Source organism: Blastococcus sp. SYSU DS0828 (assembly GCF_054050975.1).
Genome location: NZ_JBJHAK010000017.1, coordinates 77,885 through 93,421, shown reverse-complemented (window position 1 = coordinate 93,421; position 15,537 = coordinate 77,885). Strand labels below are relative to the sequence as shown.

Below are 15,537 nucleotides of genomic sequence, written 5' to 3'. Positions count from 1 at the left end.
ACGGGCACACCCACTGACAAAGCACCCCGTCCTCCGCGCCGCGCGCCCGCTCGGGGGGAGCGTGGGGCGGGGGCGGGGGGTCCTGGCTCACGGTCGACGGTGAGCCAGGACCCCACCGGCTGAGCCCGGACGGTGCTCGCGCCGTCCGGGCACACGAGAGGGCCCGGTCCAGGACTTCCTGGACCGGGCCCTCTCGGCGTTCGTGGCGGGGTGCTACACCCCCGCGGCCACGGCGGCGGGCTCGGTGGCGATCAGCCGGGCCCGCTCCTCCTCGCTCATCCCGCCCCAGACCCCGTAGGGCTCGCGGACGGCCAGCGCGTGCTTGAGGCACGCGTCGACGACCGGGCAGCGCGCACAGACGGCCTTCGCCGCTGACTGCCGTCGCGCCCGGGCCGGCCCCCGCTCGCCGTCGGGGTGGAAGAAGAGGGACGTGTTCTCGCCACGGCAGGCGCCGTGCAGCTGCCAGTCCCAGACCTCGGCCACGGGCGTCGGGAGTCTGCGGATGTCGGCCATGTCTCCTCCAGGACTCGGTTGAGCCGGAGGGGGCTGTCCGGCTGCAAGGGGCCCGGTGCCCTCGCCGTCCCACGTCCAAACACAGCCGATTCGCAACTTTTCCCAGGTGCGCCCTGCGTCACCTCCGCGTGCGGCGCTCACCCCCGGGGGTGAGGGCGTCTGTTCCCCCGGTCGGGAGTCGATCAAGGTGGCTCCAGGTCGCGCTGGCGTCCGGGAGGGGGAGAAACCCGGACCGGTCGCGTGACCAGCGCGGAGGTGGGGGGCCCGGTGGGCCCTCCACCCGAGCGACACCCGGCCGGGTGCCTTCCCCGGCCGGCGGGGGGACCCGGCCGCCGCGCGGCCGGGGAGAGCGAGGAGCAGGCGTGATCGACGACAGGATGCGCGCACCCGTGCACGGCGCGACCGTGTGGGTGTACGACGAGCGACGGCGGGTCCGTGACGACGTCGCCTCGCGGCTGGTCGCCCTGCCCTTCGTCGGCCGGGTGGAGGTGGTCGGCGACGCGCAGTCGCTCATGGCCCGCCTCGCCACCCGCATCCCCGACGTGCTCGTCGTGGGCACCCAGCGGGCCGTGGACACCGGGCTGTCCGCCGCCACGCAGGCGCTCCGGTCCCACCCGGGGCTCCCGGTGCTGGTGCTCGGCGCTCCCGATGACGCCGACAGCGTGCGGGCTGCCGTGGCCTTCGGGGCCCGCGGCTACCTGCGCTGGGACGCCACCCCGATCGAGATGGGGCTCGGGCTCTCCCGCGTGGGGCTACGTGCCGACGGACGGATCCCGCAGCAGGCGACGGCCTCCGTGGCCGCGTGGAGCGGTGCGGCGCCGCTCGCCGGCTCCGCGCCCACCACGGTGCGGTCCACCGTGCGTGACGCCGCCCCGGCCGTGGCGCTGTCCATGCGCGAGATGCAGGTGCTCACCGGGATGAGCCAGGGCAAGAGCAACGCCCAGATCGGCCGGGAGCTCTACCTGTCCGAGGACACCATCAAGACCCACGCCCGGCGGCTGTTCCGGAAGCTGGGCGCCAAGGACCGCGCCGAGGCGGTGGCCACCGGCTTCCGCCGCGGCATCATGACCTGAGCGGTCACCCGAGCGACGCACGCGCTGAGGGCCGTCTCCCGAACCGGGAGGCGGCCCTCGACGCGTTCTCGACGGAGGCATTCACGCCCTCGGGGGAACGGCGCCCGGCCCGGGGTGGTCGCGCCGAGTGGGCCCGGAGGGTCCGCGCAGGCGCGACGGACGCGCTCAGCTCGGCAGGGGGACGGCACCTGGCCGCGGTGTGGTGGCGCCGAGTGGGCCCGGAGGGTCCGCGCAGGCGCGACGGACGCGCTCAGCCCAGCTGGGGGACGGCAAGTGGCCGCGGTGCGGTCCGGAGGACCGCAGTGTCACAGCTCTAGTCGTCGCGGGCGTGGCGCCCGGTGCGCCGGCCGCTGGGCTCGTCCCGCTCGGCGAGCGCCGCGACACCGTCGGCGTACCCGCTGGCGTAGTCCCAGCTGACGTAGTCGTCGGGGTTCGGGTCGAACGGCGGCTCGTGCCGGCCGGTCTGCCCCTCGTCCAGCAGCTGGCGCAGGTTCGCCTGCATCAGCGCCCAGTCGACGTGGTGCTCCTCCTCGCAGTCAGGGCAGTCGACCACGATGCCCTTGATGCCGGTCGGCTCCAGGAGGGTCCGGAAGACCTCGAGCTCGGCCAGGTCGTCGAGGACCCCGGCCCGCTCCTCCATCGAGAGCGGCGGAGGGGCTGGGCCGTCGGCGGAACTGAAGTCCGGCCCGAAGGCGTCGTCGAACGAAGACACGGTCACACGGTAGCCGCCGAGCGGGCGGAGCACCGCCTCCTCCGTGCCGCCGCCTACGATCGGGGCAGGTCCCGCGCGCCCGTGAGGTGTGTCGACCGGTGTCCGACCCGATCCGCGCCGAAGGGTGGCCGCGCACATGCAGCCCGACTCCGTGACCGAGCTGCCGGCGAAGTTCGCCCGCCTCGGTCTCACCTACGACGACGTCCTGCTCATCCCCGGGGCGTCCGACGTCGTCCCGGCGGAGGTGGACACCAGCAGCCGGGTGACCCGGCGCATCACCCTGGCGGTCCCGCTGCTGTCCAGCGCGATGGACACCGTCACCGAGGCCCGCATGGCGATCGCCATGGCGCGGGTCGGCGGCATGGGCGTGCTGCACCGCAACCTCTCCGCCGAGGAGCAGGCCGGCCAGGTCGACCTGGTCAAGCGGTCGGAGGCCGGCATGGTCACCAACCCGGTCACCTGCTCGCCCGACAACACGCTCGCCGAGGTCGACGCGCTCTCGGCGCGCTACCGCATCTCCGGTGCGCCGGTCGTCGACGCCGACGGCGTCCTGCTCGGCATCGTCACCAACCGGGACATGCGCTTCGAGACCGACATGAACCGGCTCGTGCGCGACGTCATGACGCCGATGCCGCTGGTCACCGCGCCGGTCGGGGTCGACCCGGACACCGCCCTGGGCCTGCTCTCCCAGCACAAGATCGAGAAGCTGCCGCTGGTCGACGACGCCGGCCGGCTGCGCGGGCTGATCACCGTGAAGGACTTCGTCAAGCGCGACCAGTTCCCGAACTCCACCAAGGACGCCGACGGGCGACTGGTCGTCGGGGCGGCGCTGGGCGTCGGCGAGGACGCCTACAAGCGGGCCGGCCTGCTGGTCGACGCCGGCGTCGACGTGCTCGTCGTCGACACCGCGCACGGCCATCAGCGCGCGGTGCTGGAGATGGTCGCCCGCGTGAAGCAGGAGTTCGGCGGCGATGCCGGGGTGGAGGTCGTCGGCGGCAACGTCGCCACCCGCGCCGGTGCGCAGGCACTGGTCGACGCCGGGGTCGACGCGGTCAAGGTCGGCGTCGGACCGGGTTCGATCTGCACCACCCGCGTGGTCGCCGGCGTCGGCGTCCCGCAGATCAGCGCCATCTACGAGGCGTGGCTGGCCGCCGGCCCGGCGGGGGTCCCGGTCATCGCCGACGGCGGGCTGCAGTACTCCGGCGACATCGCCAAGGCCCTGGTGGCCGGCGCCGACACGGTGATGATCGGTGGTCTGTTCGCCGGCGTCGAGGAGGCACCGGGCGAGCTGGTCTTCATGAACGGCAAGCAGTACAAGACCTACCGGGGCATGGGGAGCCTGGGCGCCATGCAGAAGCGCGGCAACCAGTCGTTCAGCCGCGACCGGTACTTCGCCGACGACGTCCTCTCCGACGACAAGCTCGTGCCGGAGGGCATCGAGGGCCAGGTGCCCTACCGCGGCGCGCTGGCCGGCGTGGCGCACCAGCTCGTGGGTGGCCTGCAGGCCTCCATGGGCTACGCCGGAGCGGCCACCATCGCCGACCTCAAGGAGCGCGGGCAGCTGACCCGCATCACCTCCGCGGGCCTGGTGGAGAGCCACCCCCACGACATCCAGATGACCGTCGAAGCCCCCAACTACCGGGGGCGCTGACCATGAGCGTGCGCGACACCGTCGAGATCGGGCTCAACCGCTTCGCCCGCCGGGGCTACGACCTGGACGAGGTCTCCATCGTCCCCTCGCGGCGGACCCGTGACGTCGACGACGTCTCCACCGCCTGGCAGATCGACGCCTTCCGGTTCGACCTCCCGCTGGTGACCAGCCCGAGCGACGCCGTCGTCAGCCCGGCGACGGCGATCGCCGTGGGGCGCGCGGGTGGCCTGGGGGTGCTCAACGGCGAGGGGCTGTGGGCCCGCTACGACGACCCGGCGCCGGTCTACCGCGAGATCGCCGAGGCGGCCGCGGCCGGCGCTCCGCCGGTGGCGCTGCTGCAGAAGGTCTACGCCGAGCCGGTCAAGCCCGACCTCATCGCCGCCCGCATCAAGGAGATGGGCGACGCGGGGGTGACGACGGCGATCCGGATCTCCCCGCAGCACACCGAGCAGCTGGCCCCGGCCGCGCTCTCGGCGGGGGTGGACCTGCTCGTCATCCAGGGCACGATCGTGTCGGCCGAGCACGTGACCAGCCAGGGCGACGCGCTCAACCTCAAGGAGTTCATCGCCGACCTCGACGTCCCCGTGATCGTGGGCGGCGCGGCCAACTACACGACCGCGTTGCACCTGATGCGCACCGGCGCGGCCGGCGTCATCGTCGGAGTGGGCGGTGACACCTACTCGACGACCGACGCGGTCATGGGCATCCGCGTGCCCCTGGCCAGCGCCATCGCCGACGCCGCCGCCGCCCGCCGCGACTACCTCGACGAGACCGGTGGCCGGTACGTGCACGTCATCGCGAACGGCCGGATCGAGACCAGCGGTGCCATCGCCCGCGCGCTCGCCTGCGGTGCCGACGCCGTCCAGCTGGGGGAGCCGCTGCGGGTGGCCGCCGAGGCGCCGGCCGGTGGCGTGTGGTGGGACTCGGTGGCCGCCCACCCCCGTCTGCCGCGCGGATCAGCGTCGGCGCCCGTCGAGCCCTCGGGATCGCTGGAGCAGGTGCTGCTCGGACCGGCGGACTCCGCCGACGGCCGGACGAACCTGTTCGGGGCGCTCGCCCGCACCATGGCCAAGACCGGCTACTCCGACCTCAAGGAGTTCCAGCGGGTCGACCTCGTGATCGGCGGCTGAGCGTGGACTTCCCGACCGTCCTGGTCGTCGACTTCGGCGCCCAGTACGCGCAGCTCATCGCCCGGCGCATCCGCGAGGCCGGGGTCTACTCCGAGATCGTGTCGTCGGAGGTTCCCGCCGAGGAGATCGTCGCGCGCAAGCCGGCCGCGATCGTGCTCTCCGGCGGGCCGTCCAGCGTGTACGCCCCCGAGGCGCCGACGGTCGACCCGACGCTGTTCGAGTCCGGCGTCCCCGCCTTCGGCATCTGCTACGGCTTCCAGGCGATGGCCGCCTCGCTCGGCGGCACCGTCTCCCGCACCGGCGACCGGGAGTACGGCGGCACCCCGCTGACCGTCACCACGCAGGCGCGGCTGTTCGGCGACCTGCCGGTCGAGCAGAACGTGTGGATGAGCCACGGCGACGCCGTCAGCGCGGCCCCGCCCGGGTTCACCGTCACCGCGACGTCGACCGGTGCGCCGGTCGCCGCGTTCGAGGACGTCGACCGCCGGCTGGCCGGGGTGCAGTTCCACCCCGAGGTGCGGCACACCGCGCACGGGCAGACGGTGCTCGAGCACTTCCTGTTCGACATCGCGGGCCTCAAGCCGACGTGGACGATGAGCAACGTCGTCGACGAGCAGGTGGCGGCGATCCGCGAGCGGATCGGGGACCGGCGGGCGCTGTGCGCGCTCTCCGGCGGGGTCGACTCCGCCGTCGCCGCCGCGCTCGTCCAGCGGGCGATCGGTGACAGGCTCACCTGCGTCTACGTCGACCACGGGCTGATGCGGGCGGGCGAGACCGAGCAGATCGAGCGCGACTTCGCGGCGACCACCGGCGCGGACCTGCGGGTCGTCGACGCCAGCGAGCAGTTCCTCGCGGCGCTCGCCGGGGTGAGCGACCCGGAGGAGAAGCGGAAGATCATCGGCCGCGAGTTCATCCGGGTCTTCGAGCAGGCGGCCACCGACGTCGTCGCCGACGCCAAGGCGCACGGCGAGACGGTGGAGTTCCTGGTGCAGGGCACGCTCTACCCCGACGTCGTCGAGTCCGGCGGGGGGAGCGGGACGGCCAACATCAAGAGCCACCACAACGTCGGCGGGCTGCCCGAGGACCTCACCTTCACCCTCGTCGAGCCGCTGCGCACCCTGTTCAAGGACGAGGTGCGCGAGGTCGGCCGGCAGCTGGGCCTGCCCGACCAGCTGGTGCAGCGCCAGCCCTTCCCCGGGCCGGGGCTGGGCATCCGGATCGTCGGCGAGGTCACCCGCGAGCGGCTCGACGTGCTCCGCCGGGCCGACGCCATCGCCCGCGAGGAGCTCACCGCGGCCAAGCTGGACGACGAGATCTGGCAGTGCCCGGTGGTGCTGCTGGCCGACGTCCGCTCGGTCGGCGTGCAGGGCGACGGGCGCACCTACGGTCACCCGGTCGTGCTGCGCCCGGTGTCCAGCGAGGACGCCATGACCGCCGACTGGACCCGGCTGCCCTACGACGTCCTGGCGCGCATCTCCACCCGGATCACCAACGAGGTGGAGGAGATCAACCGGGTCACCCTGGACGTCACGAGCAAGCCGCCCGGCACCATCGAGTGGGAGTAAGGACCCCCTTCCTCACCGACCCTCGCTCCGCTCGGGCCGGGTCCCTGGAAGGGGGCCGTTCCAGGACGTCACCTGGGTCGTTCCAGCGCCTCACGTCGCGGGCACCCGCACCGTGTGCGCGTCGGGTGGCGGTGTGCCGAACGCATCCGGATCGCGCTGGGGAGGCGTCTCGGTGGTGAGGTCGGCGGCCTCGATCCGGTCCCAGCGGAACCAGCGCGGCGCGTCCCGCAGCCGGCACCAGGCCACGAGGTACCACCGGTCGCCGGTGCGTGCCAGCAGGTGCGGCTCCACCCGACGTCGGGAGACCGCGCCGCTGTCGTCGCGGTAGCGGATGGCGACCACCCGCCGGCGCAGGAGCGCTTCCTCGACGACGGACGCCGCCCCCGGTCGTCCTCGCTCGTCGCCGCGCACCCACACCCGGCCACCGAGCTCGCGGGCGGACTCCCGGGCACCTGGCCCCATGACATCGAGGACCTTCTCCAGCGCGGCACGGCCGTCCGCGGCGAACGGCGCCTCCGACGCACCGGCCAGCGCCACCGCCAGCGCCACGGCCTGCGCCGGGCTCAGGTTGACCGGCGGCAGGGAGGCCGTGGCGTCGAGCACGTAGCCGCCACCCGGCCCGGCGGTCGCCCAGATCGGCACCCCCGCCTGCTGCAGGGCGGAGACGTCCCGCTTGACCGTGCGCGGCGACACCTCCAGCCAGTCGGCCAGTCGCTGCGCCGTCCGTCCCCGTGCGCCGGCGCGGCGCAGCTCCTCCGAGATGGCGTGCATCCGGTCGGTCCGGTTCATGCCGGGATCCTGGCAGAAAACGGTGACAGGACGGTGTCACCAGCAGCCCGGCAGGGTGACCTCATGACCACCATCGCGCTCTTCCACTCCGTCCTCGGCGTCCGGCCCGGGATCACGGCGGCGGCCGAACGGCTCCGCTCCGCCGGGCACGACGTCCTGGTCGTCGACCAGTACGACGGGCTGGTCTTCGACGACTACGCATCGGCGATGGCCCACGTCGAGGAGGTCGGGTTCCCGGCGCTGATGGCCCGGGCGGTGGAGGCGGTGCGCCACCTGCCCGACGGGTTCCTCGCGGCCGGCTTCTCCAACGGCGCCGGCATGGCCGAGTACGTCGCCACCCAGCGGCGCTGCGCGGGGCTGCTGCTCTTCTCCGGGGCGTTGCCGGTGCAGGTGCTGGGAGCCGACCGCTGGCCGGACGGTGTGCCCGCGCAGCTGCACTACACCGAGGGCGATCCCTTCCGGCAGCAGGACTGGATCGACTCCGTGGTCGCCGACGCCCGGGGTGCGGGAGTCGAGATCGAGGTCCACGACTACCCGGGGACCGGCCACCTGTTCACCGACGTCAGCCTGCCCGGCGAGTACGACGCCGCCGCCGCCGAGCTGCTGTGGCGGCGGGTCCTCGAGTTCTGCGCGCGGGTGGCCGCCTGAGGTCCGCCTCCTCCGGAGACCCTCCGGAGGGGGCCTCGACCGGCAGGATCCCGGTCGGTGTGGTGGGGTCGTCGTCGGCCGTTGCAGTCGAGGACCCGGAGGACGAGTGAGTTTCGCTCCGTGGCCCCTCTGGCCGAGCCTGGGCGTGCTCGCCGCGATGGCCGTCGTCATCGTGGTCGCGGGGGTCCGGCTCACCCGTGTCGCCGACTCCCTGGCCGAGCGCACCGGCCTCGGTGACGCGATCGGGGGTGCCCTGCTGCTGGGGGCGGTCACCTCGCTGCCGGGGAACGTCACCGTGCTCACCGGCGCGATCGAGGGCGACCCGGGGTTCGCCCTGGCCAACCCGGTCGGCGGTATCGCGCTCCAGACGGTGTGGCTGGCGATCGCCGACCTCCTCTACCGCCGGGTGAACCTGGAGCACGCGGCGGCGTCGCTGCAGAACGTGCTGCAGTCGGTGCTGCTGAGCGCGATGCTCGCGGTTCCGGTGATCGCCTACGCCACGCCGGACCTCCGGCTGGGCTGGATCCACCCCATGACCCTGCTGATCCCCGTCCTCTACGCCTACGGGCTGACGCTGCTCCGGCGGATGCAGCGGGAGCCGATGTGGCAGCCGGTCCACACCGACCAGACCGCAGACGGGGACGAGGGCAACGGCAACGGCACCGGCAACGGGGACGGCGACGGGGACGGGGACGGGGACGGCGACGGGAACGGGAACGGGAACGGCGACGAGCGCTCGACCGCCCGCCTGTGGGGCCTGCTCGCCGCGCTCGGGCTGGTGACCGGTGTCGCGGGCTGGATCGTGGGCCGGGCCGGGCTCAGTGTCATCGAGCGGGCCGACCTGGACAGCGGCGTCGTGGGATTCACCCTCACGACGGCGATCAGCTCCCTGCCCGAGCTCGTCGTGCTGCTGACCGCGGTGCGGATGGGCCAGCTGACCCTCGGCGTCGGCAACATCGTCGGCGGGAACGTCTACGACATCCTGATGATCTCGGTCGCCGACGTCGGCTACCTGGAGGGGCCGATCTACCGGGACGCCGGCCCGACCAGCCTGGTCCTCGTCGGCGGCACGCTGGTGATGACCGCGGTGCTCTCCGCAGGGCTGCTCATGCGCGACCGGAAGTGGATCGGCTTCGAGGGCGTGTCGATCCCGCTGATCTACGTGGGCACCGTCGCCCTGGCCGTCGTCGGGTAGCCGCCGCGAGCGCCGGGGGCCCGGGAGCGTCATCGCTCCCGGGCCCCCGGCGTCCACCCCTCCCGTCGGTCAGCGGCGGCCCCGCGCCTTCCGCAGCTCCTTCACCAGCAACGCGATCCCGGCACCGATCAGGACCAGCCAGAGCAGGCCACCGTCGTCCAGCAGGCCCAGGGCGAGGTCCACGCCGGCCATCGTCGTGATCGCCAGGAGCACGAAGACCAGGCCGGGCACCAGCGCGACGAGATCCGGCTTCCGCCGCTGTGGCGGCTGCGGGTGGTCCTCGGTCGCCAGCGGCGCCACCATCTGCCACTGCTGCTCCTGCCACGCCGTCGGCGTGGTCGGGAACTCGCTGTAGTCAGCCACGGGACACCTCCACCTGTCCGATACCGGAGTCGATCTCGAGCACGATCTCGGCCTCGCCGTCGTCGGTCCACTCGGCCGCGCCCGTCCCGGGGTAGAAGCCACCGCCGGACCCGAGGGAGCCGAGGACGTCGGCCTCACCCAGCCCCTGGTCCACGCGGACGCTCGCGTCCGCGGAGGAGGGCAGGACGACCTCGACGTCGCCGACGCCGTGCTCCACGCGGATCTCGAGGGCGTCGGCCAGATCGGCCACGGGCACCTCGGAGAGGTCCACGGTGAGGGTGCCGACACCGCCCTCGTAGAGCTCGCGCACGTCGGCGACGGACTGCGGCCGGTACGTGCGGTCGCCCACCCCGGCGTCGTTCGGCGCCGCGTCGGCGATCGCCAGCGCCACCGCCAGGATGATGCCGAGGGTGAGCAGGCTGCCGCGCGCGGTGCGGCCCTGGCTGAACGCGGCGACGACGAGCCCGGCGCCGACCACGAGCAGGGCGGTCCCGAGGTAGCCGACGGCGCCGACGTCCCAGCCGGTGAGCTGGGCGATCAGCGCGAGCGCCCCGACGACGATCAGCAGGCAGGCGATCGTGAAGCCGGGGACCGGCGAGCGGGGGCCGGCCGGTTCCCGGACGCGCGGTGTGGCGGGCTGCCCGGGCGACGGCTCGGCCGTCCCTTCCGGGCCGGCCGGCATGAGCAGCCAGAGCAGGAGGTAGACCAGCAGGCCGGTGCCGCCGGCGAGCGCGAGGGCGACGAAGCCGACCCGCCACAGGAGTGCGTCGATGCCGGTGTACTCGGCCAGGCCGCCGTTCACCCCGCCGATGACCTTGTCGGTGCGGCTGCGGCGCAGCGGGGGGCGGGCCGGTGGGCCGGGCGGCGGGGACCAGGCCGGTGGCTCCACCGTGGGCGGAGCCGGAGGGGGTGGTGAGGTCATGCCACAGAGCCTGCCCACCGGACGAGGCGGACACCATCAGGGAATCCCCGGAACCGACCCTGGTTCCTCTTCCGGGGTGATCACCGGTGTCGGCGGCGCCACGCCCGGTGCGACGATCGGTAGCGTGACCACCACCCTGCCGCCGCGCCCGCCGCTGGTGCGCCCGCGCGAGGGCCGGGTCGTCGCCGGGGTGGCGGCCGGAACCGCGGCCCACCTGCGCCAGGACCCCCTGGTGGTGCGGGTGGCCTTCGTGCTGCTGGCCACCACCGGGCTGGGCATCATCGGGTACGGGCTGCTCTGGATGACGATGCCGGTCGGCGCGCCCGGGGTTCCGGCGCCCGAGCCGCAGGGCTGGCGACCCGCCGGCGTCCGCCAGTGGGTCCTGCTGGCGGTCCTCGGCCTCGCCGCGGCGAGCCTGCTCGGTCAGCTCACGGCCTGGACCAGCAGTGACGTCGTCCTCCCGCTCGTCCTGCTCGTCGGCGGCCTGGCCGTGATCTGGCGGCAGCTGGACACCGACCGGACGCTCGCCGTGCCGGCGGCCCGCTGGGTGCTGGCCGGCGGGGTCGCCGTCGTGGGTGTCGGGCTCTTCCTCCTGCTGGCCACCACCGGTCAGCTGGCCAACGCCCGCAACGGCTTCGCCGCGACGCTGCTGATCCTCACCGGCGTCGTCCTGGCGACCGCACCGCTGTGGCGCCGGCTGCTCGACTCCCGCGCCGAGGAGCGCGCCGCGCGGATCCGGTCGGAGGAGCGAGCCGCCGTCGCCGCGCACCTGCACGACTCGGTGCTGCAGACCCTGGCCCTGATCCAGCGCAACGCCGACGAGCCGCAGGCGGTGAGCCGGCTGGCCCGCAGCCAGGAGCGCGAGCTCCGGGCCTGGCTGTACGACCCGGCGGCCGTCCGCGAGGGCGGCACGTGGGCCGGGCTGGTGGCGGGCATGGTCGCCGAGGTGGAGGCGGACCACGCGCTCACCGTCGACCCCGTCGTGGTCGGCGACGCCCCCGTCGACGAGGAGCTGGCCGCGCTCGGCGCCGCGACCCGCGAGGCCCTGGTCAACGCGGCCAAGCACTCCGGCGTGCCGTCCGCGGACCTGTACACCGAGGTGACCGCCGACCAGGTGTCGGTGTTCGTCCGGGACCGCGGCAAGGGGTTCGACCCCGGCACGGTGCCCGACGACCGGCGCGGCCTGCGCGACTCGGTGCGGGGCCGGCTGGCCCGGCTGGGCGGCAGCACGCAGATCCGGTCGACGCCGGGGGAGGGGACCGAGGTGGAGCTGGTCCTGCCGAGGAAGGCCGTGGGCGGGCAGCGGCGGGAGCAGCGCGGCGAGGCGGCCGCGGACCGGGCGGGAGCACCGCAGCGAGGATCGAGAGTGGAGCGGACCAACCGCGGAGGTGGCCTGGGCATGCGAGCGGGGAGCGGTGCGCCGCACGGAAGCGAACAGGGAGGCCGGGCATGACCTCGCGGGTGTTCGTGGTCGACGACCACGCGATGGTGCGCACCGGGGTGCGGGCGGAGCTCGGCGACTCCGTGGCCGTCGTCGGCGAGGCGGCCGACGTCGCCGGCGCGGTCGAGGGCATCCGTGCCACCCGTCCCGATGTCGTGCTGCTGGACGTGCACATGCCCGGCGGGGGCGGGCGCGCGGTGCTGGAGACGCTGCGGGGCGAGCTGCCCGAGGTGCGGTGGCTCGCGCTCTCGGTGTCCGACGCCGCCGAGGACGTCATCGCCGTGATCCGCGCCGGGGCGCGCGGCTACGTGACCAAGACGATCTCCGGGCCCGACCTGCTCGACGCCGTCCGCCGGGTCGCCGACGGCGACGTCGTCTTCAGCCCCCGGCTGGCCGGGTTCGTGCTGGACGCCTTCGCCGCCGGGGGCGCGGTCGCGCAGGCGCCGGCGGCCGAGGAGGCCAGCGACCCGGGGCTGGACCTGCTGAGCGCCCGCGAGCGGGAGGTCATGCAGCTGCTTGCCCGCGGCTACACCTACCGCGAGATCGGCTCCCGGCTGTTCATCTCGGTGAAGACGGTCGAGTCCCACGCCTCCAACGTGCTGCGGAAGCTGCAGCTGTCCAACCGCAACGAGCTCACCCGCTGGGCGGCGACCAACCGGCTGCTCTGACCGGCGACGACTGGCCGCTCCGCCGGCCCCCGGCCAGGATGTGTGGCGGACCACATCCCCGGGGAGAGGAGCTCCTTCGTGCTGCGCACCCTGTCGCGCCCGCTGGTGACCGGCGTCGAGAGGTACCTCCCGGGGGCCTTCGTCTTCGCCGTCGTCCTGACCGTGATCGTCGCCGTCCTCGCGCTGGTCTTCGGCGACATCGGTCCCGCCGAGCTGACCCGGGCGTGGGGCGACGGCCTCTCCGGCCTGCTGGCCTTCATGACGCAGGTGGCCCTCGTGCTACTGCTCGGCTACACGCTGGCGCTCACGCGGCCGGTCAAGGCCGGGCTGACCCGCATCGCCGACGTCCCCAAGAGCCCCCGGGCGGCGTACGCCTTCGTGGCCCTCGTCTCGGCCCTCGCCTCGCTGATCAGCTTCGGGCTGGGGCTGGTGGTCGGCGGCGTCATCGCCCTCGAGGTCGGCCGGGCCGCCCGGCGTCGCGGCACGCGACTGCACTACCCGCTGCTGGTGGCCAGCGCCTACTCCGGCTTCGCCGTCTGGCACATGGGCTACAGCGCCACCGGCCCGCTGGCCGCGGCGACCCCGGGGAGCTTCGTCGAGGAGGCGATCGGCCGCACCATCCCGATCAGCGAGACGGTCTACTCGCCGTGGAACCTCATCGCGATCGTCGTCGCCGTCGCCGCGATCCTCGGCACGGTGGTGCTCCTGGCCCCCAAGGACAGGGACCGGGTCGTCCAGCTCCCCGAGCGGATGGGGACCGAGGAGCCCGACATCGAGCTGAAGACCCCGGGGACCCCGGCCGAGCGCCTGGAGGCCTCGCGGCTGGTCACCCTCGTCCCGGGTGTCGCCCTGCTCGTCTACCTCGGCGTCTACTTCGCGCAGGAGGGCTTCGACCTCACCCTCGACATCGTCAACTGGAGCTTCCTCGCGGCGATCCTGCTCATCGTGCGCAGCCCGGCGGAGCTGGCCGAGCTCGTCGGCGGAGCGGTGCGGACCGTCGGGGAGGTGCTGCTCCAGTACCCGCTCTACGCCGGGATCATCGGGATGATGACCGCCTCCGGGCTGGCGGCGCAGCTGAGCGGGTGGTTCACCGACATCGCCAGCCCCGGCAGCCTCGGGCTGATGGCCTTCCTCTCGGCCGGGCTGCTGAACCTGTTCGTGCCGAGCGGCGGCGGCCAGTTCGCCGTGCAGGCACCGATCTTCCTCGACGCCGCCGACTCCCTCGGCGTCGATCCGGCCGTCATCACCATGGCGATCGCCTACGGCGACCAGTGGACGAACATGATCCAGCCGTTCTGGGCCCTGCCGCTGCTCGCGGTGGCCGGTCTCGGCGTCCGCGACATCTTCGGGTTCACCGCGATCACCTGCCTGATCACCGGCATCATCTTCGCCGGCACCCTGCTCGTGCTCGGCGGCGGCTGAGCGGCGCCGCCGCCGAGCACGGCCGTCAGCGGAAGTGGCTCTTCGGGATGACCCCGTGCACGCCGACGGTCCGGTCGACCACCTGGGAGACCTCGAAGTCGACCGCGGCGGACAGGTACGCGTAGGCGACGGCGCGGTCCATCCCGAGGTCGTTCTGCAGGAAGTCCAGGGCGTGCACCACCGCCCGCCGGTTGGCGACGTCGAGATCGCTGCCCTGCCCGAACCGGGCGCCGTCGGGGTCGGACAGGCCGATCGGCAGCCATGACTCCGGCGTCTCCCCGAACGGGTAGCGGAACGCCACCGAGGGGGCGTCGGAGGTGCCCGCGCGGCAGACGGTCAGCCGGAACGTGAGGCGCAGCGAGCCCTCGAGGGCGGTGAGGGCGACCTCGCCGCTGCCCATCGACATGTGCGGGTCCCCGACCGAGAAGAGCGCGCCGGCCGCGACGACCGGCACGTAGAACGCCGACCCCACACCGAGAAGGTTCACGTCGATGTTGCCGCCACCCACGGTGGGCGGGATGGAGTTGACCAGCGGGTCGTTGAGCGCCGTCGCGTCCCCGACCGTCGCCACCGCCATGAGGCCGGCGAAGGGGTCGACCGGCCAGGAGACCGTCCCCTTCGGCCCGCGCGGCAGGGATGCCCGCACCGCGCCGCCGCGGATCGCCAGCGGGGTGAAGTGCGAGACGTTGCCGTACTTCAGCGGGTCCCCGGTGCCGCGCCCGTCGGGCGTGGTGGGCATGACCTCGGCGGCGGTGATGTCGCCGGGGTCGGCGGCGAACGCCGCCGACAGCGCGCCTTTGCCGTGCCGGCTGGAGACGACGCCGTAGGGGACGCGGGGCAAGGCCGTCAGCAGTTCGATCTTGAGGACGTCGCCCGGGCGCGCGCCCTCGACGTGCACCGGCCCGGTGACCACATGCGGGCCGTCGGCGTCGAAGTTCCGTGGGTGCCGGGCGTACTCCGCCGCGATGGCGACGGCGTCGTCGAGCACCTCGCCCCGGGGCACCCCCTTGCTGCCGAACCAGGCCACCGGGTCGCGCCCCTGGTCCTCGAGGATCCCTTCGTGGCTGACGGTGTCGATGGTGATCGTCCCGCCCGACCGCAGGTGGGCCACCGGGGTGTCGGTGGTGCGCGGGAGGTAGCCCCACCGCACCTCGTCGGGTCGTGAGGGCAGGTAGACCTGGCCGTCGATCGGTCCCTTGCCCGGCTGGAGGACCTCCCGGGGCAGCCGCGTGCGCGGCGCGGGTGCGGCGGCCGCCGGACCCGCTGTCGCCGCCCCCGCGGCCAGCAGCGCCCCGGTGGCCAGGGCGGCCTGCACGAACCCGCGGCGGCCGAGCCCCCGCTCGAGGCGCTCGGCCGCCTCCTGCGGGTCGGGGGTGGTGCGGTCGTGCGAGGTGGTCGTCAACGTGTTCTCCCGGTGCCGGCGGTGGGCGTCGGGGGAGTTCTAC

At 74.1% G+C, this 15,537-nt stretch carries 15 protein-coding genes; 9 read left to right on the top strand and 6 right to left on the bottom strand.

What is annotated here, in order from left to right; all coding sequences use genetic code 11:
* Window positions 1-213: 213 nt before the first annotated feature.
* Window positions 214-513 (bottom strand): WhiB family transcriptional regulator, encoded by a 300-nt coding sequence (locus tag ACI79Q_RS14270; protein ID WP_456597866.1) that lies wholly within the window; start codon window positions 511-513, stop codon window positions 214-216.
* Window positions 514-875: 362 nt separating this feature from the next.
* Here ACI79Q_RS14270 and ACI79Q_RS14265 point away from each other — a divergent pair, with 362 nt between their 5' ends.
* Complete coding sequence (locus tag ACI79Q_RS14265; RefSeq protein WP_456614891.1) at window positions 876-1,586, top strand: response regulator transcription factor; 711 nt, start codon at window positions 876-878, stop codon at window positions 1,584-1,586.
* Between the two features lie 313 nt (window positions 1,587-1,899).
* Here the strand turns inward: ACI79Q_RS14265 and ACI79Q_RS14260 are convergent, their stop codons facing one another.
* The gene (locus ACI79Q_RS14260; RefSeq protein ID WP_456590407.1) at window positions 1,900-2,298 is read right to left on the bottom strand and encodes a DUF5319 family protein; all 399 of its coding nucleotides are present in this window, start codon (window positions 2,296-2,298) and stop codon (window positions 1,900-1,902) included.
* 136 nt (window positions 2,299-2,434) lie between these two features.
* Between ACI79Q_RS14260 and guaB the strand changes: the two genes are divergently transcribed.
* The 3 genes from guaB to guaA are packed head-to-tail and all read left to right on the top strand — an operon-like array spanning window position 2,435 to window position 6,644.
* Window positions 2,435-3,949, top strand: a complete 1,515-nt coding sequence (guaB, locus tag ACI79Q_RS14255) for an IMP dehydrogenase (RefSeq protein WP_456590406.1) — start codon at window positions 2,435-2,437, stop codon at window positions 3,947-3,949.
* A 2-nt stretch (window positions 3,950-3,951) separates the two neighbouring features.
* The gene (locus ACI79Q_RS14250) at window positions 3,952-5,079 is read left to right on the top strand and encodes a GuaB3 family IMP dehydrogenase-related protein (RefSeq protein ID WP_456614890.1); all 1,128 of its coding nucleotides are present in this window, start codon (window positions 3,952-3,954) and stop codon (window positions 5,077-5,079) included.
* Between the two features lie 2 nt (window positions 5,080-5,081).
* Complete coding sequence (gene guaA, locus ACI79Q_RS14245) at window positions 5,082-6,644, top strand: glutamine-hydrolyzing GMP synthase (protein ID WP_456614889.1); 1,563 nt, start codon at window positions 5,082-5,084, stop codon at window positions 6,642-6,644.
* Window positions 6,645-6,734: 90 nt separating this feature from the next.
* Here the strand turns inward: guaA and ACI79Q_RS14240 are convergent, their stop codons facing one another.
* A complete protein-coding gene (locus ACI79Q_RS14240) occupies window positions 6,735-7,433 on the bottom strand; it encodes a helix-turn-helix transcriptional regulator (protein ID WP_456600109.1) in 699 nt (232 codons plus the stop codon).
* Window positions 7,434-7,496: 63 nt separating this feature from the next.
* Between ACI79Q_RS14240 and ACI79Q_RS14235 the strand changes: the two genes are divergently transcribed.
* Both ACI79Q_RS14235 and ACI79Q_RS14230 read left to right on the top strand, forming a co-directional pair.
* Window positions 7,497-8,081: a dienelactone hydrolase family protein gene (locus ACI79Q_RS14235; RefSeq protein WP_456600110.1), complete on the top strand. Its 585-nt coding sequence runs from the start codon at window positions 7,497-7,499 to the stop codon at window positions 8,079-8,081.
* A 106-nt stretch (window positions 8,082-8,187) separates the two neighbouring features.
* Window positions 8,188-9,276, top strand: a complete 1,089-nt coding sequence (locus tag ACI79Q_RS14230) for a sodium:calcium antiporter (RefSeq protein ID WP_456600111.1) — start codon at window positions 8,188-8,190, stop codon at window positions 9,274-9,276.
* A 69-nt stretch (window positions 9,277-9,345) separates the two neighbouring features.
* On the opposite strand, the gene ACI79Q_RS14225 is transcribed toward ACI79Q_RS14230, so the two are convergent.
* Window positions 9,346-9,639, bottom strand: a complete 294-nt coding sequence (locus ACI79Q_RS14225) for a hypothetical protein (protein ID WP_456600112.1) — start codon at window positions 9,637-9,639, stop codon at window positions 9,346-9,348.
* Window positions 9,632-10,561, bottom strand: coding sequence for a PspC domain-containing protein (locus ACI79Q_RS14220; RefSeq protein WP_456600113.1), 930 nt, complete (start codon window positions 10,559-10,561; stop codon window positions 9,632-9,634). The genes ACI79Q_RS14225 and ACI79Q_RS14220 overlap by 8 nt, the downstream gene beginning before the upstream one ends.
* A 124-nt stretch (window positions 10,562-10,685) precedes the next feature.
* On the opposite strand from ACI79Q_RS14220, the gene ACI79Q_RS14215 reads away from it, so the two are divergent.
* The 3 genes from ACI79Q_RS14215 to ACI79Q_RS14205 all read left to right on the top strand — a co-directional run bounded on the left by ACI79Q_RS14215 (window position 10,686) and on the right by ACI79Q_RS14205 (window position 14,092).
* Window positions 10,686-12,014 carry an ATP-binding protein gene (locus ACI79Q_RS14215; RefSeq protein ID WP_456613311.1) on the top strand — a complete coding sequence of 443 codons (1,329 nt, stop codon included), beginning with the start codon at window positions 10,686-10,688 and terminating at the stop codon, window positions 12,012-12,014.
* Window positions 12,011-12,670: a response regulator gene (locus tag ACI79Q_RS14210; protein ID WP_456600115.1), complete on the top strand. Its 660-nt coding sequence runs from the start codon at window positions 12,011-12,013 to the stop codon at window positions 12,668-12,670. The genes ACI79Q_RS14215 and ACI79Q_RS14210 overlap by 4 nt, the downstream gene beginning before the upstream one ends.
* Window positions 12,671-12,748: 78 nt before the next feature.
* Entirely contained in the window at window positions 12,749-14,092 is a 1,344-nt protein-coding gene (locus ACI79Q_RS14205) for a short-chain fatty acid transporter (RefSeq protein ID WP_456597855.1), read from the top strand.
* 25 nt (window positions 14,093-14,117) lie between these two features.
* Here ACI79Q_RS14205 and ACI79Q_RS14200 read toward each other — a convergent pair whose 3' ends face one another.
* On the bottom strand, window positions 14,118-15,494 hold the full coding sequence (locus tag ACI79Q_RS14200; RefSeq protein ID WP_456614888.1) for an acetamidase/formamidase family protein: 1,377 nt from the start codon (window positions 15,492-15,494) through the stop codon (window positions 14,118-14,120).
* Window positions 15,495-15,537 lie beyond the last annotated feature (43 nt).

Excerpts from the sequence above, each read along its gene's own strand:
- ACI79Q_RS14220 (WP_456600113.1), bottom strand. The coding sequence starts at position 10,561 with ATGACCTCACCACCCCCTCCGGCTCCGCCCACGGTGGAGCCACCGGCC.
- guaB (WP_456590406.1), top strand. The coding sequence starts at position 2,435 with ATGCAGCCCGACTCCGTGACCGAGCTGCCGGCGAAGTTCGCCCGCCTC.
- ACI79Q_RS14210 (WP_456600115.1), top strand. The coding sequence starts at position 12,011 with ATGACCTCGCGGGTGTTCGTGGTCGACGACCACGCGATGGTGCGCACC.
- ACI79Q_RS14250 (WP_456614890.1), top strand. The coding sequence starts at position 3,952 with ATGAGCGTGCGCGACACCGTCGAGATCGGGCTCAACCGCTTCGCCCGC.
- ACI79Q_RS14235 (WP_456600110.1), top strand. The coding sequence starts at position 7,497 with ATGACCACCATCGCGCTCTTCCACTCCGTCCTCGGCGTCCGGCCCGGG.
- ACI79Q_RS14240 (WP_456600109.1), bottom strand. The coding sequence starts at position 7,433 with ATGAACCGGACCGACCGGATGCACGCCATCTCGGAGGAGCTGCGCCGC.
- ACI79Q_RS14270 (WP_456597866.1), bottom strand. The coding sequence starts at position 513 with ATGGCCGACATCCGCAGACTCCCGACGCCCGTGGCCGAGGTCTGGGAC.